Origin of the sequence: Nitrospira sp. T9 (genome assembly GCF_052156535.1) — a bacterium.
Lineage (GTDB): Bacteria > Nitrospirota > Nitrospiria > Nitrospirales > UBA8639 > Nitrospira_E.
This window is the reverse complement of sequence record NZ_JBQKUP010000044.1, coordinates 171,257-195,559: the sequence shown is the minus strand read 5'-3', so window position 1 is coordinate 195,559 and position 24,303 is coordinate 171,257. Positions and strand designations below refer to the sequence as shown.

Sequence of the window (24,303 nt, the reverse complement as noted above, 5' to 3'; positions counted from 1 at the left end):
AAAAGGCCAAGATTCAGGGCCTCACACCTGCTTCTTTTAAATCTGATCTTGAACCCAGGCCTCCAATAACCCCATATATTCATGATAGGCCAATTCGGCAAGGCGTACTCCAGAGGAACTCGGGAAAAAGTTCACTAAAGACCAAAACTGCATAGGAGGAACCCATTGTCCTGTGGAGGCCGGAATTGGAAATAGACCCTGTTTCTCAAATAATTTGACCGCACGTGGCATGTGGAAAGCACTTGTCACCAAGATAAAAGGGTCATCATGGACGATATCCCGAACATACAGAGGATGATCCTTGGTATCCCGGGATTCAACCTCCAGAACCATATCTGCCCGATTGACGCCTAATTCCTCGGCGACTCGACTCATTGTGGTCGCTTCGGGGGACCCCTCAAATCCCGTCCCCCCTGTCAGAATGATTTTACTTCCGGGCAGCATGCGATGAAGCCGAATGCCCTCCATTAATCGAACACGGGAATGATGAGACACTCGAAGCTGATAAGGCAACGTGGCATCTCCTGCAGTTCCACTGGCCAGGACAACAATCCATTTCAGGGATTCTTGGCTATTTGTGATATTCCCAGAAGTCAGAACCTGGGAAAGATTAATAGGAGGATATTGTGACTCCAACGTACGTATGATTCGCCCTGAGATTCCTTCATAACCGCTGATGACAAGCAGAATGAATCCCAAGGAAACCAGGACTTTCCCAAGGTATTGCTTGCGGGAAAAATACAAAAAGACAAGCCCGCAAGCCATCATCTCTATACACAGTGAGAGAGGAGAAAAAAATGAGGCCAAAATCTTTTTAAGACTGAGCACCAAATGCTCCATTCCTCCTATCGATGTTGATGATAGGAAAACCCCGCCTATACTTTTCGTGGCACAGATCGACGATTATACGAATTTTTCCATTTTTTTTCTTCTTGGTTGACACAAGGTGGATTGGCCCAGAGCCAGCATCATTCGCTTCGAGCTGAAGCATATGGACCAAAACAACCATGATCTCTACCAGATGGGTGCGCGAAGCGATTATCAAAGCGACCCACTGCGGGGAGAAAAAAGCATTGGCTGTCCTGGGTTTCAATGGAAGAAAACTCTTGGCAGCAGGATCGATAAAGCGCCACCCTGAGAGGGGGTACCTACCGCGCGGGATAAAATTTGAGGTAAGAAAAAAGAATATAGGATTAGGGAGAAGACTCCGAGCAGGAAAGGACCAGCCCTTTTTGGTGTTTTTTGAAATCCTGGATAGAGACATCAAGGCTTCGTTGCGCGACAAGGATATCTCTCAATAGATTTCCTTGGGGGGATTGATGGGTCACACAATGAATCTCTCCCCCTTGAAATCCACGACGGCTCCGCCTGCATCCATCAAATTCCTTGGGAGCATGCCGGAGACTAAATTTAGCTTCTTGCAATTGGTCATGCTTCCGGACGACCTGCTCCTGGGCAGCCCTCAAAAGAGAGACCGCCTCGGTACAGGAAAAATCCCATACTTCCGAGAAAGCGGACGAGGGAAGCAACAGGAAGAACAAGATTTGTAAGGACCAAAACCGCATAGACATCCTCCTCATCTTGAGGAAAAGGGCAAAAATATTGTTGAGAGATTTGCAAATTTTCTCCCAAAATATCCCGCGGTTTTAACCCCTTCAATAACCTAAAAGGAGGGACAGCCATGATGAACCAGTCATATGAGTTCTAACGACGTACTCCTAAACACATAAGTAGGTGGAAATTTTACAGTATTACTTCAACACAAAGTGGGCCCGTCTATTCTTTTGAAAACATTCACGAGTGGGTTGAAGACAAAACGGTTCATTTTTTCCCAAGCTTAGGATTCGAATAGATGAAGCGCTCACCCCTAAATCCACCAGATAATTCTTCACCGCCATCGCGCGACGCTCACCCAGGATGAGATTATATTCTTCGGTTCCTCGCTCATCACAATGCCCTTCAATCAGGACGGTACGAGTAGCGTGCCGATTCAGGAGTACTTCAGCGTTCTGCATCAGGACAGGAACAGCCTCACTCCGAATATAATATTGGTCGTAATCAAAAAAAACATCTTCCAACGTCGAGGGGAGAAGGGAATGATTGGCAGTTTGTGAACTGATGTCCTTTATTGCGGGCGGTATTTCTGATATTTGAGGTTGGGAAACGATTGGAAGAGAGGGTTCCGGTTCGGGCACAGAAACGGCAGGGGCACTCACCACCGAAGCAGGAGATGAATCGGGAGACTCCTCGACTGGCTCGACACCATGGCTGAAGATGGACACATGATGCCAGGAGCTACACCCGCTCAGAATAGCAACCAACAGCCCAAGGATCGCATATTTTCCCTGAAACAACTTCCTCAATGGTGGCCGTTACTCCACTCTTCCAAGGAGGGGTAGAAGGTCCCTTACTCGCATACCTCATAAATCCCTATAACTGTAGTTATCATACAACTTTCATTAAAAGAGTCAATCTCAACTGGCGCTGCCCTCATGTTTGAACTTGACGGATTTTTTTTCACATAGGTATGATCGGACTCCTGTCGAGCTATTGCATTTTAAAGTCACTTTTCTCACCATTTCATGACACAACTTGCTGGGCATCCGTATGATTGACGTTCAACATGTGACCAAACGCTATGGGAACGCAACCGCGTTGGATGACGTCTCTTTCTCCATCAACAAGGGGGAAATCGTGGCTTTTCTCGGACCAAATGGCGCAGGAAAAACCACGACTATGCGTATTCTGACGGGGTTCATGCCCCCAACCCTTGGGACCGTCCGCATTGCAGGATTTGATTGCCTGGAAACACCCTGGGAGGTCAAAAAACATATCGGGTATCTCCCCGAAACTCCTCCTCTGTATCTGGAACTGACCGTCACTGAATATTTGACCTTTGTGGGGAGAATTAAACGACTTTCTGAGGACCAATTGACCGAACGGATGGATACCATCATCACCCAAACGGGCCTGGCCGAGGTTCGGGGACGAGTCATCGGACATCTATCCCGTGGATATCGACAACGCGTTGGCCTGGCACAAGCCCTTTTGCACAATCCTCCCGTTTTGATTTTGGATGAACCAACGACAGGGCTAGACCCGAATCAAATTATTGAAATCCGGGAACTCATTAAAAGCCTGGCGGGCTCCCACACCATCATCCTCAGTACACATCTACTGGCCGAGGCAACCGCCATTTGCCAGCGTGTCATTATCATTCACCGTGGCCGAATTGTAGCCGTGGACACCCCGGAACAGTTAGGGGCCAAACTCCGTGAATCGGAAACGCTCAGTCTAACTGTGAAGCAATCCGACCCGGACCTGTTGGAGGCGCTTCACCATATTCCCGGAGTCATCCGAGTCTCTCAAGGAGCAACCGCTCACACCTATCTTCTGGACACGCAAATGGGGCGGGATATCCGTGAGGAATTGACCCAATTAGTTGTCTCCAGGAATGTGGGCCTTCTGGAATTAAAAACCCAACCTCTCACTCTTGAGGATGCGTTTAAGGTGCTCACACAAGCCAACACTCCCAGCGGACCCAGCATTAGCACGCCTGGTGAGCCACACTAACCGCCATTACCCGTATTACTCTCATTATGACCCCCGTTCATACGATTGTTGCCAAAGAATTACGAAGTGCGTTTGTGTCTCCCGTGGTCTACGTTATTGCGGCCATTTTTTTGGCTATCGTGGGGCTGTTGGCCTATTCCGCAGCCGCCAATGCGAGTAACCAGGCTATCCGCCTGATGCAAATACAAAACACCTACGCACAACTCAATCTCAATGATATGCTGTTCAGACCCCTCTTTCGAAGCATTAACCTCATCCTCATGATTATTCTCCCATTACTCACCATGCGTCTCTTCGCCGAAGAGCGCAAACTTCGAACCTTCGAACTCCTTCTCACGTCTCCCATTGGTGTAAATGAAATTGTCTCTGGAAAATTCATGAGCGTGATAATCGTCTATAGCGGCCTGTTATCACTGACAAGCCTCATTCCAATAACACTTTCCGCCTATGCAACCTTTGATTGGCGACCGATTTATCTTGGTTATGTCGCCCTGTTCCTCCAGGGAGCCCTTCTAATATCTATTGGTCTGTTTGCCTCCGCATTGACCGAGAACCAAATTATTGCGGCTTTTTTAAGCTTTGGCTGCATCTTAGGTCTCTGGATGCTCGGGGCGTTAGGAGGCATTGTTGGAGACACCACGATCGGACACATTCTGACCTATCTCTCTTTTAGCGAACATTATGACCGATTGATTCGTGGGCTATTCAATCTCAAAGATATTCTCTATTACGTCTCCGGCATAGCCTTTATGTGGTTTGCCGCTCACCAAGCCGTCGACGCTTACCGATGGAAGTAACCCGTGTGCCCTCAATTCTCGGAATAGGCGGAACCATATTAGTCCTTATAGGACTTGGTCTCCCCTTATTCCAGCCTGCTGGAGGGAGCCTCTCCTCAATCCTGCTCGGCCTGGGGACACTCTGCTTCCTGGGCTATTTCGCCTTCCATTTTCGCAGCCTCACCGCGTTAGCTCGAACCCGGTCTACCCGACTTGGCGCACACAGTCTGTTTTCGGTGCTACTTGCCGGCGTCGTCGTGGCCTTACTCAATTTCCTCGCAGCCAAGCATGCGCCGGAATGGGACTTCTCAGAGACGCAAAATTTCACCTTAAGCCGACAGACCTATCAAGTCCTTCGAACTCTTCCAAGAGAAGTGAAAATGACGGTTTTCACCCATGAAGGGAGTCCGGGTTATGGCGGCTACCAGGATCTATTGACGACTTATGCGAAGGAAAGTCCTCTCATCACGGTGGCATTCATCGATCCCGAACGCCAACCAGACAAGGCAAAAGAGTATCAAGTGACTCGAATCGATACCGTCGTCGTGGAAAGTGGTCCCCAAAAGGTCTATCTCCAACGGTCTTCTGAAGCCGACATGACCAATGCGCTGCTCCGCGTCACACAGGACAAGAAAAAGCGCATTGCTTTTGTCACGGGCCATGGCGAAAAAAGTCTCTCCGACACTGAATCGTCAGGATTATCCCGGGCCGGCGATGCGCTGACCAAGCAAGGCTATGAGGTCGGGACAGTGGATTGGCAGAACACGGCCTCTCACGATGCGGCTGTCCTCATCGTGGCCTCCTCCACAGAAGCCGTATCCTCTGATGACCAACAACGGATAAGTCAATTTCTGGAAAAAGGAGGACGGGTACTGGTGATGGATGATCCAGGCAGCGGCACGTCCTTAGATCCCCTCTTCACGCCGTGGGGCATTCAATTGGGAACCGGCATCCTGGCTGATGAACAGGGCCGCTTGGGACGCGGCAGTCCCACCGCCTTGCTCGTTCGAACCTTTACCACACATGACATCACCGAAGACTTCACCACTCCTATCCTGTTTCCCGTGTCCCGCTCAGTGACCTTCGAGCCGGAACAAGGAAAGACCTGGGAGTATGTCGCCTTAGCACAAACATCTCCGGAAAGTTGGGAAGAAACGGACCTGAACAGTCCTCAACCGGAATTCACTGCGGGGGAAGATCCCAAAGGCCCCTTTACCGTCGCGGGCCTCTTGATCCGCAAACCGGTCGACCAATCCCCAACAGCTCAATCTGCCGTCCTCATCGTGGGCAATGCCGCGTTTGCGACCAATGGGTATCTGACCTATCCGGGAAACACGGATTTTTTCTTAAAAGCCATTGCCTGGCTTGCGCAGGAGGACGCCTTAATTTCTCTGACACCAAAAGATCCGGCCTTTCATCCATTCATACCGAATCCCTCACAGGAACAAGCGCTCGTATTTTTTCAGGTCCTGTTCATTCCACTCCTCACCTTATTTATCGGTCTATCTGTTTGGAAAAGGCGGCGAAGTTTGTAATATGATAAATCCCGTTCGAGTGACGCTCATTCTGGCTCTGGTCGTTTTAGGCTTGGGAGGCTATATCCTCCTCGTTGATATTCCACAGTCCAGGCAACTGGAAAAACAGGAGACCCAGGAACGACAGATCCTGCCGTTTGATGACCGAGACATTACACACATCACCTGGGCCGGTCCCACGGAAACCATCCGGCTGAAGCGTGACGACCAATGGCGGTGGATGATCACCGAACCCATGCAGTCCCCGGCCGACGCCCGTGAAATTCGTCGAATCTTGCGTGCCCTGACAATCGGGAAAATTAAACGGCATATCGAGGATGGCCCTACCAATTTACCCGCCTACGGGCTGGATCCGCCTTACCTGACCCTCACACTGGAAACACCGACCGATTCACAGGAAATGGCCTTAGGCGATGCGGGTCCTTTTGCCCCATCTTTATATGTCCAAACCAAACCAGACAATGAGGTCGTGCTCACGACATTGGATGTCATGACCTTTGCCCAAAAGTCCCTCACGAACTTCCGCCTGAAAGACCTCATGTTTTTCGACCGGGACCGGGTCTTGGAGCTGCGCATTCAGGACGGGGCAAACACCATGGTCATGACGCGAGTGGCAGGAGCCCATAGCTTAACCCCGAACTGGATGTTCAAGAGCCCCGTCAAGGGACCAGCAGATAAAACAGCAGTAGGTACCCTCCTCCTGGACTTAGGAGGGCTTGCGGCAACAGGGTTCATTGATGCAGAAGAGGACAAACAACGTATTCTAAGTCAACCGATACGCTCCCATGCCACAGTCCAGGTAGTAGAAGGATCGCGCACTCACCATCTGGAACTGTATCACTTTGGGGATGCAGAAAAAGCGTACGCGATCACCTCCGACGACAGTCCCTTATTCGAGATCCCCCCGGCCATTTTACGGCCCGTCACCCAAGGGATGTTTTATTTTCAGGATAAGCGTCTCTTTGGTATGGAAATCGCCGATATTGCGATGCTGACAGTCCACACCCCACAGGATCATTTCGTCCTCATTAATCAACACGATGAGTGGATCTTGGAGGACAATCCTTCAGCAGCGGTAAACCAGGAAGTGGTGAAACTTTTTGTCAGCCGGATCGTGGACGTCCCAGCAGAAATATTCCACCCCGATTCCTCTTCCGCCTCAACAGACAATGGGATGGCCTCACCCAACGCCACTATTTCGGGCATGAACCGCAAGGGACAGGAAATCGGACAATTAATTTTGGGAAAAAGGGAACGGGGATTGGTTTTTGCCAAGGGAGGAAGCCTGCCAGGTTTATACCAGGTCCGATCGACGATTCTTGATCAAATACCCTCCAAAACCCAACTGATACGACAGGAGAGCTCAACCGAATAGACTTCCTGCCCACGCCGCTTCAGGCCTTAAATAGTTTACTGACTTTTGCGCAAGTACAAGAGCAACAGATAGTCACAATTATAAAGAAACCCTATACTTTCCCAGGCACCCTCTTAACGTGCGGGAGCTTGTTGGCCTTCTTCCTGGCCCATCTTTTTGAAGAACCGGTCGGAATCCTGCTGAATGTCCTTTTTTGACGGATCGGATTGAGATTTGGGTGTGGAAGAACACCCCACCAACATCGCTCCCGCCAAGAAAACAGAACACATGATGACCGTCACCTGAGTTGTGGCATTACTCCAATTCATGATCGTTTGCCTCCAGCATCAATTGATCCTGTGATGGGTATTCTTAGAACCGTGAAGCCATCATACCCTACATCGGACAGTGAGCATCGATCAATACACAGACTTGAATTGACTGAATTTTAGGTGTCTGGTACGGTCCTGGCCATCTTCAAATGTTATGATCACACCCAGGAGTGGAGGAGCTATCTGTGACCACCCATACTTCATCACAGCTTTCTGAACTCCTGCGTCAAAAGGCCGATCAACTTCGCATCCATAGCAGTCGCGCCACCACCAAAGCAGGAAGCGGACATCCGACCAGTTCCTGTTCCGCGGCGGATATTGTGGCCACCTTGTTTTTCTCGGTCATGCAATTTGATCCAAAAAATCCTCGCAACCCGGATAACGATCCTTTTATCTTATCCAAGGGTCATGCCGCTCCGTTGCTCTATGCGGCCTGGGCGGAAGCCGGGTTGTTCGATCCCCAACAATTACTCGAACTCCGCAAACTCGAATCGGACCTCGAAGGCCATCCCACTCCTCGCCTGTCGTTTGTGGACATGCCCACCGGATCTCTCGGGCAGGGACTGTCAGTGGGGGTCGGCATTGCCTTAAATAATAAATACCTGGACAAGTCTTCAGCCCGAATCTTTGTGCTATTAGGTGATGGGGAATCGGTCGAAGGGTCAGTATGGGAGGCCGCCGATATTGCCCGAAATTCTCAATTAGATAATATGTGCGTCATCGTGGACATTAATCGGCTCGGACAATCGGATCCCACTATGCTGGAACATGATCTGACCACGTACCAGGCCAGATGGGAGGGATTTGGCTGGCATACCATCTGCGTCGATGGGCACAACCACTCAGCACTCCTCAAAGCCTTTGAAGAGCCTGCGGGAAAATTCCCTTTGCCGCCACCTTCGCCTGCTTTCTCACACGTGCCTACGATTTTATCCGCATGGCGGCCATCAGCCAAGCCAATATTAAACTGATGGGTTCACGCGTTGGAGTCAGAATTGGTGAGGATGGTCCTTCACAAGTGGGCTTGGAAGACCTCGCGATGATGGCAGCCCAACCGGGAGTGGACGTCCTCAATCCCTCCGATGCCATGTGCACCTATCGACTGGTTAAAGCCATGGCCACTCAAAGGAATGCTGTACATGCGAACAGGGCGTCCCAAAACCCCGATACTCTACGGGGCCGGGGAATTCTTCACGATGGCGGATCAAAAGTACTCCGGCAAAGCGCCAAGGATCAGCTCACCATCGTGGCAGCCGGAGTCACGGTCTTCGAAGCACTTAATGCCTATGATCACCTGCACACCGCTGGGATTACCGTGAGAGTCATCGATCTCTACAGCGTGACCCCGATCGATAGGGCTACTCTACTAGAAGCCGCCAACGCCACGAACAGCCGGTTCCTCACTGTAGAGGACCATTACCTGCATGGAGGCATCGGTGATGCCGTACTCAGTGGGATGGCGGGTAAAGGAATACGGCTCACGAAAATGGGCATTGGTCAAATCCCACATAGCGGGAAGCCTGATCAATTACTCGACCATTATGGAATCAGCGCTAGGGCTATCGTCGAGAAAGTTAAACAATTGGTTTAGGTATGCCAAGCGATGTCTCCACCAGCAAACTTTGACTCCATTCCACTCTTTGCCTGCCTTTCTGAGTCCGATCGAAGGGAACTGGCGAACCATGCGATCGAAGTTCCCATCACAAAAGGACAGTTTATCTTTCGGGCAGGTGATCCAGCCGACTGGTTTCACATTGTCAAACAGGGAAATGTAAAATGCGTAAAATCCTCCCCCGAAGGACGGGAAGTCACCCTCAAGGTCCTCATGCCCGGGGATCTGTTTTGTTGTGAAGCGTCCGCCTTTGCAGGAGTAGGTCATCCCGGGTGCGCCCAATCCATGGGAGAAGGCACCATTGTCAAAATTCACCGAAAGGTGATGCTGGATGTGATCCAAAGAAATCCTGGTGCAGCAGTCAATATCATCAATTACTTAAGTCTCCGCCTCCGCGAATCCCAAGACAATGCCAAGGCCTTTGCCTTGGACCGTGCCGAACAGCGGATCGCCTCCATCCTCGTCAACTTAGCACAGCGATCCGGCATTCAAGAAACATCCGGCGTCCGTATCGGCGTACGACTGACCCATCAGGACTTAGCCGACATGGCCGGCCTGACGAAAGAAACCACGAGTCGCATTCTGAGCCGGTTCAAAAAAGACCACATCATTAGTGGAACAGGAAAAAAATTGGTTATTCAAGATCTCATCAAACTTCAGCAGATGGCTCCTCATGCCTTTTCCTAGTTTCTCCTAAAAATATGGCTGGCCATTCCCGGCTCTAAGCCCACCTCAAGGGACACCCTGCGAAAATCTTTTCGTATTTAATGATTTATATCATTGTTTTCCTCCTGTATTCCCCTAGGATAAAGACACGCAAACAGGAAAAGTCCCGAGCTTTCATCATTTGCCCAATACTTTTAGAAGAAGGGAGTCATCTGTGACTCAATTAGCGTTCACACACTCAAGTCGTCCAGTACGTTTCATCTCTCTGGCCATCATGGTGGGTATTCTGGCCATGGGAAGCATTTCACCAGAACCCGCAATGAGTATGACAACCATCCAGGCTCAATTGACGACACTCCCCCAAGTTCCTACCCCCATTACCCGCAAGGAAGCCGCGCATGTTGTGGTCCATGTCGAGGCCAAGGAGTATGTCGGAATTTTAGCGGATGGCGTTCAATACAAATTTTGGAGTTTTAATGGCACCGTCCCAGGCCCCATGATCCGGGTCCGCGAGGGCGATACGGTGGAAGTCCATCTCAAAAATCATCCGGATAGCATTTTTCCGCATAACATGGACCTACATGCGGTAAATGGTCCAGGCGGGGGGGCAGGCTCCAACTTGGCTATACCCGGGAAGGAAGGGATGTTTGCCTTCAAAACGTTAAATCCAGGCTTGTATATCTACCATTGCGCCTCGCCGGTCCCGAACATTCCGGCTCATATTGCCAATGGAATGTACGGGTTGATTCTGGTGGATCCGGCTGAAGGGCTGCCTCAAGTCGATAAGGAATATGCCGTGTTTCAAAGCGAATTTTTCACGATGCCAAGTGCAGAAAATGGCATCATGGAACTTTCCATGGAGAAAGGCTTAGCGGAACACCCTGACCACGTGGTGCTGAACGGAAGAGCCGGAGCCTTAATCGGGGAAGGGCAGCTTGAAGCCAAAGCGGGGGACATCATCCGGCTGTATGTCGGCAACATTGGACCGAATAGCACATCCTCGTTCCACATCATTGGCGAGATTTTTGACAAGGTCTATGTGGAAGGCGCCATTGGTGGAACCATCAATAAGAACGTGCAAACCACATTGATTCCTGCAGCGGGAGCGACCATCGTGGAATTTAAAGTGGATGTGCCCGGGGCGTATCTGTTACTTGATCACAGCATTTTCCGGGTCGCAAAAGGGGCAGTTGGCATTCTTTCCATCACCGGAGAGGACAATCCTTCCATCTTTAATTCCATGGAACCAGGGAATTAGGCTTTCGTCATTACACAGTGAAGGGCCTGAGTGAACGCATTTATTCAGGCCCTTTATCCATTTGGAACTCTCCACACCCCCACCAAGTCCATACTTTTAGTCTCTAACCGGGATTGGGAGCCATAAACACCAGCACTCGAAGCCGGTTGGTCGTATGGTTTATCACGCCATGCTCCTCACCGGCGGGAGCCATGGTTCCCTGCCCTTCTCCCAGGATCCGGCTTTCACTTCCGACCCGAAACGTGCCCTCCCCTTCTAAGACCAGATAGACTTTGTCCTGGTCGGCATGCACATGGCCTTTTTGCTCCTGACCAGGCTCAAATCCATACACATCACAAAAAAATCTGGATGATTGAAACACATTCTGCTTCTTCATCTTTTCCTTCGAAAACTGGCCGTAGTCTTTCACATTCACCACATTCACTTCAGTGCCCTCCTCAATTGAACAATGCCGATACCGCCTCCACCATTCTCTCAATAATTCTCAAAAATCTCCCACCCTGAATAATCTCTCACCATCCCGGACCTCCCCGAGGCCATTTCATTTTCCGGGAGTGTTGAATACTACTAATGTCCAAGGGCATATTGACCCACAGCCACGGTGCATATCAGAGGCCTCGGGGCGGTTCAAAAATGTTCGTCCCGCAAGGCCGCAGTCATTTTTGCGCGCAGAACGTACTTCCAGTACGTGAGCACGGAAAAATTGCGAGAACGCCGCTGGCGGCTTTTTTCAACAGCCCCATTCAGAAACCTTGAACGTCCCTAGGTTCAGTCTGATATGATGGACTAACGTGAGAGTGTCTCTAAAGATCTACTATGTTACCCGAACTGACTTCGGCGATTCGAGAGAAAAAGTCCAGAAATAAGATCGAAATCAAGAAAGGATCAAGCATGAAATCAGGACAGACGCAAATTTCCCGGATTATTGGAGGAATACTCCTGATCAGCCTGCTCGGATGGGCCAATGTGGCCTTGAGCAAGATACAGGGTGAATACGAACTGATGGAGGGGGAACCGTCTCAACATGAAGCCGGCAAGGTCATTCTGTTTGAATTCGCTGATTTTTACTGCTCCCATTGTCACATGTTCGAACGGGTGGTCGGAACGAAACTGAAAAAGGAATTTGGCGACAAGCTAGAGATAAGAATGGTGGGATTTCCCGTCATACCCGGTAAACTTCCGACCGCCTTCGAAATGTACAATCAGGCCGTTACCATGGGCAAAGGGCCGGAAATGAAGCAACTGCTCTTTCAGTCTATTCACGAAAAAGATATTCAAGTCTTCGATAAGACCATGCGTTCTCTCCTTCTGAAAGAGATCGGGCTCGATCCTACGGAGTTTGAAGCAGGACTTGCCAGCGGAAAGCCTTTCAAAACGTTAGCGAAAGGCCGGACGTGGGGGGAACGAATCAAGGTCACCCATACGCCAACCGTGCTCTTAGATGGAAACATTCGCGTGGCGAACTTAACCGCTGAAAACCTCAAAACGGTTATTGAAAGCATTCTCAACCAGGACAGTAAATCTTAATGTAAACGCTGAACGTATCAATCCGTTTCCAATCGATACAAAGGAAGGACATCATGGGACGAAAAAAATCGGATGACGAACTTTTCCCTGAAATGGCTGCAATGCTCGAAGGGATGCAGGAACTGATGTGCGATGAAGATGGCAAACCGCTCTCTCCCGATCACCCGCAATATCAAAAACTGACGGGGCTTATGGAAAACATTGCCACCCGAGCCCGGAAACGAAACGAGCAAGATCCTTCGACCTCAGGCCAACACGGAACCGCGTAATTTCCAATATTGGCCAATAGGATCTACGCCTTGAAATTCCACCTTCGATTCATTCCTTGCAGGCCTGCCGTTGAATCGGTCAATCTAAAACCGGAGGTGGACCAGTTGAATTTTCATATGAGAGGGGAAAGATAGTAATGGGGACAGACCCTGCCAGTCTTCAACGATTGCAAACCTTCATGGACATTATTCGACGAGCGAAGCAAGTAGGTGCCGAACCGACCTTTATCAGTACCCCGACTGAGCATGGCGATAACATCAACGTGGTCGCCACCATCGACGGGAAACAGGCCACTGCGGGGATATTATTTTGGGATGTCAGCTTATTACAAAATAACGGATTGGCCGATACCCTGGATGAAGAAGATCTCGCTCTCGGTCTCAACATCACGGACAGCCTGGTCGAGGATGCTGAAAAAGTCCTCGCATTCGTCGATACCGAACTGGCGAAATTGGCTTCCACATAATTCGTCCTGTATGTAACAGGTCAGCACCACACTCGCAAAAAGAACCATAGGACTCCAAGCTTCGCCGCCTTCAGTGGCCGGGAAATAAAAAGGAGAGAATACTCCGGGGAGATAGGTGCTTTCGATTCAACCACGAGAAATCTGGTTGAGATTACGAACCACCCGCCTGCTGAACGGTGTAAGTTACCGTCTGCGCTCGCGTGGCACTTTCCGTCCATTTCGCATAGGTATGCACCATTCCTGCTGGGGTCAGCGTCGTGGCATAGGTCACATGATCGGTGCTGACGCCACAGGGCACCACCATCACCGCATCGGCTACCACGCGCATATTGGCCTGATCGGACAGCCAGACCTTCGGGTTCGACCCGTGGTTGAAGGCAAAGGTACCGAGGGATTCCATTGCCCGCCGTGCTGCGTTTGGTTCATCGACACGACGGTGGTGCCACCCGCATAGTGCACGGTAAAAGTGGCCTTGGCCGCATCGACCGCCCACCGGGCATAGACATTATGGTTGCCCATAGTCGTCACCAGGAAGCCCCATGTCGCGCTGCGTGGGGTAATTGGACGCGCGGCTTGAAACTAGATGGCATCCGCCACCACCGTGCCCCCCACTTTATTAGCTAAGACCACGCGATGATTCTGTCCCGGCATCATGACATAGGTCCCCAACACATGCCATTGCCCGATGGTTTATTGGGAGATAACCGTGACCCGACGGCATATCTCTGCGCCTCATAATCCTCCCACAAAAAGCTTGTGGGAAATATATCCAAAAACAGTTTGGGCATGGTAGGATCAACATTCCGGTTGATAGGGATATGTATTTGAGGGGAATCATTGGCACAATGTTAGGTGATTGGATATCCAACAAGCGGGCCACCGCAATCCGGATGCAATCTGCTCTTGAAGTTAGCCATGCTGTTACTCTATAAGTAGTCACAATCAATTGACATACATTTGCGCGGAGAGGTGGCCGAGTGGCCGAAGGCAACGGTTTGCTAAACCGTCGTAGGTCAAAAGCCTACCGCGGGTTCAAATCCCGCCCTCTCCGCCATATTTTTCCTCAAATTTTTCTGATCTGCCTTCGTTCTTTAACCTTCACCCCTTCCTCCGGCCACCTCTACCCAATATCGTTGGAACCGAATGATCCACCTGGCCAGCATTTCGCTTTGCTGAATATGACCCATGCGTGAACATCGTTGGGAAACCCAAGCGACGCTCTCCTTCGATGATATTTTATCGGTGGCGGGAAAATTAAGGCAGTTAGGCCTGACCTCCATCCATGAGGACAAGGAGATGATCGGCTATATCGAAGAATGGGAGGTGGACCATCCACAACGCATCCAGGCCCTCGCGCCATGGCCCACCGAGGATGTCACCTTATTACATCTCCTCGACAACTGGCAGGGCGACTTTTTTTTATTGGCAGGCCACTATCACTCCATCTTTCAAACGCATCAATCGGTGAACACCTACTGTTCGATCGCGCATCCCTGGCGTATAACCCAGCCGCTGACAACACTCCTGCCGGAGGCCTGGCTGTGGCTCGGATTTCGACATACCCATGGATTCATTCGGGTCCGGGTTCATACCACCGAAGTCATTACACCAGGGGAAACACTTGCCAAACCACGGGACCGGTTTTGGCTCACGGACCGGGAAAACGCCTTTCGGACGGCCATTCAGATCCTTGATCTTCCGATTGAGGCGACGCAAAAAGGTTCACGAGTCCTGCTGCAGACAGACCGAACGGATACCCCGCTCTTTTGCTCTTGGCCGGATGCGTTTGGCCCCTGCCAATTCGAACTCAACTCGCCGGATCCCTTTGAGTTTTTGGTTCCGGCCAGTCAACTGGCTGCGACCTACCAGGGCAAACCTGCGCATGTGCGTGTGTATCTCACGGGATTTCCTGAACCCGCCCTCTTGGATTTCACTGGCATCGCACCCAATCCCCGGTTCATGTATCGCTGTAGTATTCACTGCACCCTGTCCGATATGCCTGAGTTGCTTCAGCTCTTAGAGCCGCAAGGGCGGGTGTATGGCAGCCTGGCAGAATTCCAGACCGACTTTCTCCTTCCTGAAGGTGAGGACGTGGCGGCCATAGTGGGATTGGTGGGGACAAATGGTGACTTTCGTCTGGAGATTCGCCTCAACCAACGACCTCTTCCTCATCAGGCCACGGAACAATGGCTGGAGGAATTGGTTGGTCATCCTCTCGTTTATTTACCCTTACCCGCCTTCCCGTAAGGGAATGATGAAAATGCTTCCAGCGGCATTGTTGGACAGTCATTTTTCAACACTCCATCATTGTCCTGGGTTTGGTCTCTGTTATTCATATGCCCATGAGAAAAAGCACCTATTTGGATATTCAACAACTCCCGTCACAAAATTCTCGAGCAGGATGTTAAAAAACTCAAAATTCTTCTGAAAGCCTATCGGGATGAAAAATTTTACGATCTTCCATGAGCGAAGCAGGATGTTCAAAAAGACCCGTCCAGCAAGGCCGCAGCTGCTTGGGCGGGCGGAGCGTACAAGAAGTACGTGAGCACGGCCAAGGGGCGAGAACGCCGCTGACGGACTTTTTCAACACCCTGCTAGTGCCTGAGTAACCACGAACACTCAATCCAGAAACAGGCCCGCAATCCGGCAGACTTCCTCGACTGATATTTGCCGCATACAACCTTCTTCCCCCAGCGAACACGCGTCATGAACACATTTTTCGCAGTCCAGGCCTTTATAAATCACGGAAACGTTTCCTCCCCTCGGACCCCACACATGAGGATCAGAGGGACCGAATAACCCCAGAACAGGACAACCGATTGCTGCCGCCACATGCATCGGGCCCCCATCGTTCCCGATAAATAAGGCGCTTCGCTTCATCACTGCCGCCAGTTGACGCAAACCGGTTTGCCCCATCACATTACGGGGTTTGGACCTGCTCAGATTGACAATGTGTTCTCCTATCAGCATCTCTGACTGGTGCCCGATCAAGGCCACGACCGCTCCCTGATCCGCTAGCCAATCGGCCAAGGCAGCAAATCGCTCAAGAGGCCAGGCTTTTTTGGCATATCGCGCTGGAGGATGAAGGAGCACCAATGGCGCCTGCCCGACCTGGAGCGAGGCCATCAGTTGATCCCCCTGCTCATGGTCTTCAGATCGCAAATACCATTCGGGATTGCCCACGGAATCACTGATACCTAAGGCGGGCAAGGCCTGGGCATGATAATCCACCATATGCATGGAACCATAGGCTGATGGCAGCACATGCGTATACAGCTTTCCACGCCACCGATTCTCCCGATTAAACCCCAGTCTGACCCCGGCACCGGTCCAATAGGTCAGAAATGCGGAGCGATCACCGTCCGTTAAATCCACGACCCCATCGAAACGAGCCTGACGCAGCGATTGATAACACGCAAACTTTTGGCCCCATCCTTCACGAGGCAACACCATGATTGTTTCCAAATAGGGATTCCCGAACAACACGCCCTCCGTTCCAGGATTCACCAGAAAGGTGAGTGACGCACCGGGAAATCGCTTGTGCAGAATGGGCAGAAGAGGAGTGGATAACACAACATCCCCGATATACCGGAGTTTAATAAGAAGAAGACGTTTCACGTGAATCGTGACTTCGAGATTACCCTGAAAAGATCATCCTACAGAGGAACCGTTCGGGTGACACACCGAGGGGGCTTCATTTCAGGAATCCGCCTGATGGAATGGAAGGGTTGCTTGCCAGTAAGGCCATAAGGCCGACACGGTATAAATTCCCAGTACATATTCTCCAAATTCTTCCAGCCCCATGAAGAATAGCTGTGCGTCTTCCAACCCAAGAATTGGAAGATAATAGCCATGTACTTTATCCACCACCACACAGAAACTCAGCATTATGCCTCCCAGGGTCAATTGGCCAATCCAGGGAGCACGACTATTCCATGCTGCCGCCAGTCGTGACCAGATTCGAGAACAGAGGACTATTCCAATAACCGTGACGGGAATAATCATACCCCCAATCACCAACAGTCGTTCCCAAAGAGGAAAGCTCGGGTTCCAATAATTCGCAAACTTATCAAAATTCCATCCGGTCGCCCAGACATGCGCATCTAACTCCCGCAGGCCAAAGAGAAGACAGAGAGCCGTGAGCCCCAACCACTCAATGCGATGATGGGAATGACTGAGGCCCGCAGTCAGGCACCACACCATAGCGACAAACCATACGCCCGCACTCATCATCTCAACCGGCCCGTTTTCTGAGGCAATGACGTCCCCCCACGCCGGCAAATTGGTAGACCATTTTGCCAGGAGCGTCACCGTCAAACAAAAAAAGAGCGCCTCCACAAGGTTCCTCCAACACAGTTGGGCCTGTCGTTGACGTGTATCCCCGAGGAGTGAAGGCTTGTCCGAGGGCATCTGAAGAAATCCCGGTCTCATGTGACTTTGACTGACATCTCTAACAAAATCAGATAGAACCAGTAACAGCCGCCGGCAAAAATCAATGCTACGCCTCCAAAAAGAACCGCAGAGAGCCTCCTGCTCAGGAACCACCCGGCACTCACACATCCCATGACGACGAAATAGAGTCCAAGAATGAGAAACCCGAACCCAATAAACCAAGCCACCAAAGCCAGCCCCCCGAGGTCATAGATATAGGGAAGACCCTCCTGATAATACGGAACACGAGGAAGCCCAACCGTTACAGCTACCGATAGCAATACCATCCAAGCCGGCCAGGATGTGATCCAAGCCATTGCCATTTTCATAAAGCACCTTTGGTTAGCCACACACGTCCCTATAGAGATTCAGCGTTTCCTGTGCCGCCCGCTCCCATGAAAATTGCTTGACCCGCTCGAACCCCTTGTTGCGTAATTGCGTGTGTAATTCCCGATCACGCACCAGCCGTTCTATTTCCACTCCCAATTGTTCCGGATCGTGAGGGTCGACATAGAGAGCGGCATCCCCTGCGACTTCCGGGAGAGCACTCCCCGTCCCGGTAATAATCGGGGCACCACAGGCCATCGCATCAAGAAGGGGAATACCGAACCCTTCATACAAGGACGGGAACACAAAGGCTTCCGCATGGGAATACAGGAGACGTAATTCTTCGCTGGACACATATCCGGGACAACGGACCGAATCCATAATCCCTACATCCCTGGCCGTCACCATCAGGCTGGCGCCCCGTGATTCTAATTCACCGATGGCCACAAGAGAGAACGATGAGGCAAGTCGAGGAGATCGGGCAAATGCCTTAAAAACTGCCGTATGATTTTTCCGTGGTTCAGCTCCCCCCACAAACAGCACAAACGGACGGGCAGAAATGCGCAATCGAGTCCGGACCTCCTGAAACTTCTGCTCATCCCGATCAGGAAACATGTCGGGAGACGGCCCGTGATGGATCACCGTAATACGGTCCGACGGGAGATGACACACCTCTTGAATTTCCCGGGAAGAAAATGAGGAGACCGCCACCACGCGAGAGACCTGCCTGGCACGCAGACCTAACTTCCAGGATGAAAGCGCTTGACCAAAGAGCTTTTTCGAATACTCTGGATGACGTGCCAACCAGACATCATGGATCGTGAGTATGGTGTGACGTTGGCCGTAATCGGGAGCCTTAAAGTTGGTCCCATGAAAGATATCGAGCGGGAGTTGGTCTTTCTCCATTCGACCAAACCCCCAAGAGGACTTGGAACATTTCACGGAGACATGCGACGGAAAATGAAGCGGAAAGGTTTGGGAAGAACCACCCGATGAGGCATAGGCCTCCCATTCAATATCCTGAGAAAAGGAAAACATGGTAGGGAAGAGACATCGGACATACTGTCCAATCCCGCTATAGACAGAACGCATGGGCCCGGCATCAAACCCGACGCGCATCAGGTGTCTGAACCGGTGTGAATCATCGGACAATGTCTTATCGGCATGGACTGTCATGCTGGCGGGCGGGTTACCGCTCGCGATTGTATTGACTGAGAACATCCCTGGGCTTCTAGCTGTCTCATATGCCAGAGCTTGGCATATTTCACAAAGGTATACATACTGGACAGAGCGCTGACTAAAAACCCCGCCATGCCATCACGATAAGCCTTTCGGGCAAAATAATATTTCGAAAATGTAAAGATCGGACGAAATAGGAGGTCTGTGCCACGCACATGGCGTTTAGTTCTGGCCCGGTCTTGAGCAGCCAAGGTCGTAAAGTTTGGAAATTTTTCAAAATAATTGTGCAGCGTGGGCCGGGTGAGATGGACCAAAGGACACGAGAGATAGGCGGATTCTCCGGAAAAGATGAATTTATTGTGGGGCTCGGCATCATCTAAATGACCGATTCCCCGGCGGAACAGACGCAATTGATAATCGGGATAACACCCGGCATTTAACACCAGGGAGCCAAAATAATAATTATGACGGGGGACATAATAGGCCACAGGCCCATCCTTCGAACCGGCAGACAGCACGGCTTCTATCTCAGCCTGAAGTTCGGCAGGAATTCGCTCGTCGGAATCCAAAATAAAAACCCAATCCGTGGTCGCTTGATCCATCGCATAATTTTTCTGATCCCCAAACCCTCGCCAGGGGCGTTGAAAAATCTTGTCCGTAAACGTTCTGGCAATATCCATGGTGCGATCCGTACTGAATGAATCCACCACGACGATTTCATCCATCCACGTTGCACTTTCCAAACACGGCTGAAGGTTTTTCTCTTCGTTGAATGCCACCACGGCACAAGAGACCGTTTCCCGCTTGACGGCAATGCCATTCTTTTGGGCTAGACTATTCTGGTTCTTCATAAGATGAATGATCCGTTATCGATAACCACCAAGAGTAATAAAAAAGACAGTCTATACCCGCACAGTCCCGGGTTGTTCATCGTCGTCAATTGGTCGATCTCTGCACATCAGGTATCCCACCCCACCTCTCCTCAATCGGCATGTTTAATTTTTCCCCACTACCTTGCCTTCACTGGACTTCTGATAGCCAAACCGTCCCATACGGCTGGATATATCGACAAAGCTCCTCAAACACCACCATGCCATCGGCAACGTCCATGCACATCGGATGGGCAAGGACCGTCGCGGTACCTCCTTGCTCGCATATACTCCGTATACTCGACTTCACCTGAACGGCCCATTCCGTGATAGGCATTCGGTCGGTAAGACGCTCCGGTTTGGTTTTTCCATGTTGATATTTTCCATGTAATACATGTTCGTGATCCGGAAGAACATTCATCGGAACCGAACGATAGCCGGGACGCACCCATTCCGCGGATATTTTCAAATCGGAGACCTCATCGGACACCACATGGATTCCACAGGATTCTAATAAGCGATCCGTATCAGCGGTTCGTATATAACTATGGTTTCGCCAGGTCTGAATTCGTTTGCCCGTCACCTGTTGAATGCTGGCAATGGTCCTCTGAATATCACGAAGTTGGTGCGCAGTGGTTCCCCATGGCGTTCCATACACTTTCTTGAATATTCGCGATAACGGATCTCGAAAAGCCGCAAAAGTATGGCCTCCAATTTCACAATGAGGCAGACCCGATAGGATTTTCACCGTGTCCGGTTCTTCCTGACAGGCTTTTCCGGTAAAAAACAGCGTGACTTTCACTCCGTATTTCCCGGCAATATCACAATATTTCGCGGCTAACGCGACTTCTGTTTGAGAGGAAAATGGCGTATCGGTTCCCCGATACGAGCGTTGGTGGACATCCCCTGTCAGACAAACCATGTTCTAGAATCCTTTGCGGCTCAACCCGGCTAAGTCGCCGACGCGCTCCACACCCGTTCAAGACCTCTTCACGACAACAGGGGAGTGTGATTGCATCAATTGCCGATACACCAACTCCGTTTGAGTCAGCATGTGATCCATGGAAAATCGTTCGTGAATAACCTGTCGCCCGATCTTCCCCATTCGGGTCGCGGTAATGGGATCAGACAGAAGACAGGCAATTTTCTCGGCTAAGATTTCGGAATCTCGTGGAGGGACCAATAGTCCGCTCAGACCATCCTGCACCACTTCAGGCACTCCTCCCACCGCAGAAGCGACCACAGGACGTTCCATGGCTAAGGCTTGAGTGAGAGATTGAGGAATACCTTCTTCAAAAGAAGGAATGACCACCACATCAAGGATCGCCAGCAGAGCCGGCACATCCTGCCGAAACCCGATGAGATGCACACAGTGCTCCAAGCCAAGCTCTCGAATGCGACCCAACAGTGCCGGCTGTTCTCCGCCATCTCCGATGATGAGGCACTGGACGGTGGAAAAACGTTGCGTGAGCCACCGGACCGCCTCGATCAAGACCGCCATGCCCTTTTCCGGGCGCAGAAAGGTGACGGCTCCGATCAGAGGACCGTGGGTTCCAAGCCCCAAACTCTTTCGTAAGGACGCATCCGGGGGTTGAGGATGAAACCGCTCCAAATCAACTCCCGTGGGAATCGAAATGACCCGGGAAGGACTCAGCCGGGTCCGTGTCATCAATCCCTGTCTGACCGCCTCACCGGTGGTGGTGACGACATGCGGCAATTTCTCATAGAGGAGTCGATGCCGCCACGTCCGTGAGACCGGCGTGCTTTTATGGCGGGTCCGGACAATGATGGGGCGTCGGGACCAAATCCGTCCGGCAATCGATGCCGTCCAACTATCAAGAGACCCGTGCGTATTGACCACATCAATCTCATAGTATTTCAAAATTCGCAAATAGGAAGGGACCAACGTGACCCACCCAAGCTTGCCGAACGTGGTTGTCGTGACCTGAAGCCCTCGCTGTTCAGCCAGGGCGGCCAACTGACTCCCTTGCGGGGCAGCCACGACCACCGTATGGCCACGCTTCTCCATGCCTTGCGCTTCCTCCAGCACGCGGAATTCCTGCCCTCCCATCCCTGAAGAAGATTCTGTGTGAAGAATGCGCATGGGTCTCTGATGACGAGAGAAAGTTGGGGTTACCTTCGGCATAGCCATTAGAGAATCAACGGGATCGCAGAGGAGGTCCATAGAATCAACTTTTTTGCATTTCCCACAACTTGGCGTATTTCACAAAGGTGTAATAGGCATACAACATGGATAAAATCAGTCCCGGTTTCCGGTCCAACATCCCCCCCCGAAACACATACATTTTCAGAAAGGTAAATAAGGGACGAAGCACCAACTGATGGGGGCGGAATGTCCGGCCTTCGCGATGCATGTCCTCCGCCCGCAAGCTGGAATACCGATCCATTTTGCGAAAGTAGTGATCGATATCCCGAAAGGGTATCTGCTCCAGACTGGCCTGAAGATAGCCAAGTTTCCCCTTCAGCTCATAGCCCTCATGAACCAACTCCTCCCGATATCGCATATGTCCCTTATGAAAAAACTGGGGTTGCCGGTAATCAGGGTACCATCCACAATGTTTGATCCACCGCCCAAGGAAAAAATTTCTTCTGGGGACCTTATACGCCTGTGCCGAAGGCCCCTCCAGAAGCAACCGTTCGATTTCCTCCTGCACCATTGGCGTCACTCGTTCGTCCGTATCCAGGCTCAGCACCCAATCATGCGCGGCATGGGTCAGGGCGTGATTCCGAAGCACCCCAAACCCCTGGAAGGGATAGTGGAAAATCTTGGAGGTAAATTCACGGCAGATATCAGTGGTCCCATCCGTGCTATGAGAATCGATCACCACCAATTCATCCACCCAATGAAGACTCTCTAGACATTTCCGCATGTTCGGTGCATCATTATAGGCAATCACCACAGCGGAAACTTTTTCTCTCGTGCGTTGTTCCGTCATGCGGTTCTTTCCTTCGTCCTCCTCACAGATTCACGGTTTCGCCGAGAATGGGATTACCGGCACGCGATCGTCTTTTTGATGAGAGAAGCCCTCGACGATTTTTTTGATCTCACGAAGGAGATCCTTGAGCGAGACCGATTCCATGCATTCCAGATAGTTGGGATTTCTGCATGTTCGTGCTCCACAGGGACTGCAGGGCAATTCCGTGCGTACGATAACATGCTTTCCCAAGGGATAGGGACCTGTGGCTTGGGGATGCGTGGGGCCAAAGATCGCGACCACAGGAATGCCCACTCCCGCTGCAAGGTGAATGGGCGCCGAATCGTTTCCAATGAGCAGGTGCATTCTTCGCAAGAGTGAGGGTAATTGAGTAAGAGACAGTCGTCCGACCAGATTGATCAGCCCCTGAGGCACAAGACGGTCAAATTCCCCGGCAGCAGAGATGTCTGAAGCCCCACCCAAAAGTACAACACGAACATCGGGCCACTGCACCAATTCGATGGCCAGATCCACAAACCGTTTAAACGGCCAGGACTTCATGGCAGACCGTGTCCAAGGTGCCAAGGCAATCAAATGTTCATGCTCCAGGACATTGGCATCCTGAAGCATCGTTTCGATTGTGAGACGATCGGTAGAGGATTGAGGCAGATGGAACACCGGAGTAGATGAGCGTGCGCCCAGAAATGTGGTGATCGCGACATTCCGGTCAACAGCATGAACCTCCAACAAACGCCAGGGAGAAGGTTTGGTCTCAGGCAAAGGCACCTGGTGTGTATAAAACCAGGTCGCCCCTTCCCTTGCTCGCGCAAAACCAACACGGGTTCGAGCTCCGGTCATCACCCCAAAGATCGCTGAACGAAACAGCCCTTGAAAATCCACAACCAGATCGAACTGCCCTCTTCGGAGCGTACGAAAGATATGCGGCCAATTCTGCCAAGACACATTCACAGACAAAATGTCATCAATATCGGGGTTCCCTTCCAGAATCGGCGCCCAGATCTTTTTAACCAGCCAGGTCAAGCGGGCTTGCGGGAACCGCTGACGCAACGCAGTTACTGCTGGAAGGGCATGAACAATATCGCCCAGCGAACTTAATTTGATGACCAGGATGCGCTGAGGAGTGATGTCCATACGTACCCGCGAGAAACATTTAGCTCATCGACAACATACG

General features: G+C 51.1%; 28 protein-coding genes and 1 tRNA gene. 13 read left to right on the top strand and 16 right to left on the bottom strand.

Going from position 1 to position 24,303, the window contains the following annotated elements; translation table 11 throughout:
• Positions 1-36: 36 nt before the first annotated feature.
• From ACTRXD_RS21980 to ACTRXD_RS21970, 3 genes are all read right to left on the bottom strand, one after another.
• On the bottom strand, positions 37-828 hold the full coding sequence (locus tag ACTRXD_RS21980) for an ElyC/SanA/YdcF family protein (protein ID WP_442433911.1): 792 nt from the start codon (positions 826-828) through the stop codon (positions 37-39).
• Between the two features lie 365 nt (positions 829-1,193).
• On the bottom strand, positions 1,194-1,565 hold the full coding sequence (locus ACTRXD_RS21975; RefSeq protein WP_442433910.1) for a hypothetical protein: 372 nt from the start codon (positions 1,563-1,565) through the stop codon (positions 1,194-1,196).
• 186 nt (positions 1,566-1,751) lie between these two features.
• Positions 1,752-2,363 (bottom strand): OmpA family protein, encoded by a 612-nt coding sequence (locus ACTRXD_RS21970; RefSeq protein ID WP_442433909.1) that lies wholly within the window; start codon positions 2,361-2,363, stop codon positions 1,752-1,754.
• Positions 2,364-2,607: 244 nt separating this feature from the next.
• Between ACTRXD_RS21970 and ACTRXD_RS21965 the strand changes: the two genes are divergently transcribed.
• Genes ACTRXD_RS21965 through ACTRXD_RS21950 form a run of 4 tightly spaced genes read left to right on the top strand, consistent with a single transcriptional unit; the run spans position 2,608 to position 7,259 of the window.
• Positions 2,608-3,573: an ABC transporter ATP-binding protein gene (locus ACTRXD_RS21965; protein WP_442433908.1), complete on the top strand. Its 966-nt coding sequence runs from the start codon at positions 2,608-2,610 to the stop codon at positions 3,571-3,573.
• A gap of 26 nt (positions 3,574-3,599) precedes the next feature.
• Positions 3,600-4,370, top strand: a complete 771-nt coding sequence (locus tag ACTRXD_RS21960; RefSeq protein WP_442433907.1) for an ABC transporter permease — start codon at positions 3,600-3,602, stop codon at positions 4,368-4,370.
• Positions 4,371-4,375: 5 nt separating this feature from the next.
• Positions 4,376-5,884: a GldG family protein gene (locus ACTRXD_RS21955; RefSeq protein ID WP_442433906.1), complete on the top strand. Its 1,509-nt coding sequence runs from the start codon at positions 4,376-4,378 to the stop codon at positions 5,882-5,884.
• Between the two features lies 1 nt (position 5,885).
• A complete protein-coding gene (locus ACTRXD_RS21950) occupies positions 5,886-7,259 on the top strand; it encodes a DUF4340 domain-containing protein (protein WP_442433905.1) in 1,374 nt (457 codons plus the stop codon).
• 113 nt (positions 7,260-7,372) lie between these two features.
• Here ACTRXD_RS21950 and ACTRXD_RS21945 read toward each other — a convergent pair whose 3' ends face one another.
• Positions 7,373-7,567 carry a hypothetical protein gene (locus ACTRXD_RS21945; RefSeq protein ID WP_442433904.1) on the bottom strand — a complete coding sequence of 65 codons (195 nt, stop codon included), beginning with the start codon at positions 7,565-7,567 and terminating at the stop codon, positions 7,373-7,375.
• 188 nt (positions 7,568-7,755) lie between these two features.
• Between ACTRXD_RS21945 and ACTRXD_RS21940 the strand changes: the two genes are divergently transcribed.
• The 4 genes from ACTRXD_RS21940 to nirK all read left to right on the top strand — a co-directional run bounded on the left by ACTRXD_RS21940 (position 7,756) and on the right by nirK (position 11,106).
• Complete coding sequence (locus tag ACTRXD_RS21940) at positions 7,756-8,541, top strand: transketolase (protein WP_442433903.1); 786 nt, start codon at positions 7,756-7,758, stop codon at positions 8,539-8,541.
• Complete coding sequence (locus tag ACTRXD_RS21935; protein ID WP_442434049.1) at positions 8,451-9,161, top strand: transketolase C-terminal domain-containing protein; 711 nt, start codon at positions 8,451-8,453, stop codon at positions 9,159-9,161. The genes ACTRXD_RS21940 and ACTRXD_RS21935 overlap by 91 nt, the downstream gene beginning before the upstream one ends.
• Before the next feature lie 12 nt (positions 9,162-9,173).
• The gene (locus ACTRXD_RS21930; protein ID WP_442433902.1) at positions 9,174-9,869 is read left to right on the top strand and encodes a Crp/Fnr family transcriptional regulator; all 696 of its coding nucleotides are present in this window, start codon (positions 9,174-9,176) and stop codon (positions 9,867-9,869) included.
• 193 nt (positions 9,870-10,062) lie between these two features.
• Complete coding sequence (nirK, locus tag ACTRXD_RS21925) at positions 10,063-11,106, top strand: copper-containing nitrite reductase (RefSeq protein WP_442433901.1); 1,044 nt, start codon at positions 10,063-10,065, stop codon at positions 11,104-11,106.
• A gap of 103 nt (positions 11,107-11,209) precedes the next feature.
• Here the strand turns inward: nirK and ACTRXD_RS21920 are convergent, their stop codons facing one another.
• A complete protein-coding gene (locus ACTRXD_RS21920; RefSeq protein WP_442433900.1) occupies positions 11,210-11,530 on the bottom strand; it encodes a cupin domain-containing protein in 321 nt (106 codons plus the stop codon).
• A 467-nt stretch (positions 11,531-11,997) separates the two neighbouring features.
• Here ACTRXD_RS21920 and ACTRXD_RS21915 point away from each other — a divergent pair, with 467 nt between their 5' ends.
• From ACTRXD_RS21915 to ACTRXD_RS21905, 3 genes are all read left to right on the top strand, one after another.
• A complete protein-coding gene (locus ACTRXD_RS21915; protein WP_442433899.1) occupies positions 11,998-12,633 on the top strand; it encodes a DsbA family protein in 636 nt (211 codons plus the stop codon).
• Between the two features lie 53 nt (positions 12,634-12,686).
• The gene (locus tag ACTRXD_RS21910) at positions 12,687-12,902 is read left to right on the top strand and encodes a hypothetical protein (RefSeq protein WP_312640747.1); all 216 of its coding nucleotides are present in this window, start codon (positions 12,687-12,689) and stop codon (positions 12,900-12,902) included.
• Between the two features lie 137 nt (positions 12,903-13,039).
• Positions 13,040-13,369 (top strand): hypothetical protein, encoded by a 330-nt coding sequence (locus tag ACTRXD_RS21905; RefSeq protein ID WP_442433898.1) that lies wholly within the window; start codon positions 13,040-13,042, stop codon positions 13,367-13,369.
• A gap of 151 nt (positions 13,370-13,520) precedes the next feature.
• Here ACTRXD_RS21905 and ACTRXD_RS21900 read toward each other — a convergent pair whose 3' ends face one another.
• Both ACTRXD_RS21900 and ACTRXD_RS21895 read right to left on the bottom strand, forming a co-directional pair.
• Complete coding sequence (locus ACTRXD_RS21900; protein WP_442433897.1) at positions 13,521-13,697, bottom strand: hypothetical protein; 177 nt, start codon at positions 13,695-13,697, stop codon at positions 13,521-13,523.
• On the bottom strand, positions 13,685-13,930 hold the full coding sequence (locus ACTRXD_RS21895) for a golvesin C-terminal-like domain-containing protein (protein WP_442434048.1): 246 nt from the start codon (positions 13,928-13,930) through the stop codon (positions 13,685-13,687). The genes ACTRXD_RS21900 and ACTRXD_RS21895 overlap by 13 nt, the downstream gene beginning before the upstream one ends.
• A gap of 402 nt (positions 13,931-14,332) precedes the next feature.
• Here ACTRXD_RS21895 and ACTRXD_RS21890 point away from each other — a divergent pair.
• Positions 14,333-14,423: transfer RNA gene (locus ACTRXD_RS21890), tRNA-Ser, on the top strand.
• A 131-nt stretch (positions 14,424-14,554) separates the two neighbouring features.
• The gene (locus ACTRXD_RS21885; protein ID WP_442433896.1) at positions 14,555-15,616 is read left to right on the top strand and encodes a hypothetical protein; all 1,062 of its coding nucleotides are present in this window, start codon (positions 14,555-14,557) and stop codon (positions 15,614-15,616) included.
• A 372-nt stretch (positions 15,617-15,988) separates the two neighbouring features.
• Here the strand turns inward: ACTRXD_RS21885 and waaF are convergent, their stop codons facing one another.
• The 9 genes from waaF to ACTRXD_RS21840 all read right to left on the bottom strand — a co-directional run bounded on the left by waaF (position 15,989) and on the right by ACTRXD_RS21840 (position 24,263).
• Positions 15,989-16,987: a lipopolysaccharide heptosyltransferase II gene (gene waaF, locus ACTRXD_RS21880; protein WP_442433895.1), complete on the bottom strand. Its 999-nt coding sequence runs from the start codon at positions 16,985-16,987 to the stop codon at positions 15,989-15,991.
• 81 nt (positions 16,988-17,068) lie between these two features.
• A complete protein-coding gene (locus ACTRXD_RS21875) occupies positions 17,069-17,800 on the bottom strand; it encodes a hypothetical protein (RefSeq protein WP_442433894.1) in 732 nt (243 codons plus the stop codon).
• A complete protein-coding gene (locus ACTRXD_RS21870; RefSeq protein ID WP_442433893.1) occupies positions 17,797-18,117 on the bottom strand; it encodes a hypothetical protein in 321 nt (106 codons plus the stop codon). The genes ACTRXD_RS21875 and ACTRXD_RS21870 overlap by 4 nt, the downstream gene beginning before the upstream one ends.
• Before the next feature lie 25 nt (positions 18,118-18,142).
• Positions 18,143-19,348, bottom strand: a complete 1,206-nt coding sequence (locus ACTRXD_RS21865) for a glycosyltransferase family 4 protein (RefSeq protein WP_442433892.1) — start codon at positions 19,346-19,348, stop codon at positions 18,143-18,145.
• Entirely contained in the window at positions 19,300-20,157 is an 858-nt protein-coding gene (locus tag ACTRXD_RS21860; protein WP_442433891.1) for a glycosyltransferase family 2 protein, read from the bottom strand. The genes ACTRXD_RS21865 and ACTRXD_RS21860 overlap by 49 nt, the downstream gene beginning before the upstream one ends.
• Positions 20,158-20,326: 169 nt before the next feature.
• The gene (locus ACTRXD_RS21855; protein WP_442433890.1) at positions 20,327-21,097 is read right to left on the bottom strand and encodes a polysaccharide deacetylase family protein; all 771 of its coding nucleotides are present in this window, start codon (positions 21,095-21,097) and stop codon (positions 20,327-20,329) included.
• Positions 21,098-21,154: 57 nt separating this feature from the next.
• Positions 21,155-22,279: a glycosyltransferase family 4 protein gene (locus ACTRXD_RS21850; protein ID WP_442433889.1), complete on the bottom strand. Its 1,125-nt coding sequence runs from the start codon at positions 22,277-22,279 to the stop codon at positions 21,155-21,157.
• Positions 22,280-22,364: 85 nt separating this feature from the next.
• Positions 22,365-23,132 carry a glycosyltransferase family 2 protein gene (locus ACTRXD_RS21845; protein WP_442433888.1) on the bottom strand — a complete coding sequence of 256 codons (768 nt, stop codon included), beginning with the start codon at positions 23,130-23,132 and terminating at the stop codon, positions 22,365-22,367.
• A 30-nt stretch (positions 23,133-23,162) separates the two neighbouring features.
• Complete coding sequence (locus ACTRXD_RS21840; RefSeq protein ID WP_442433887.1) at positions 23,163-24,263, bottom strand: glycosyltransferase family 9 protein; 1,101 nt, start codon at positions 24,261-24,263, stop codon at positions 23,163-23,165.
• Between the last annotated feature and the right edge of the window lie 40 nt (positions 24,264-24,303).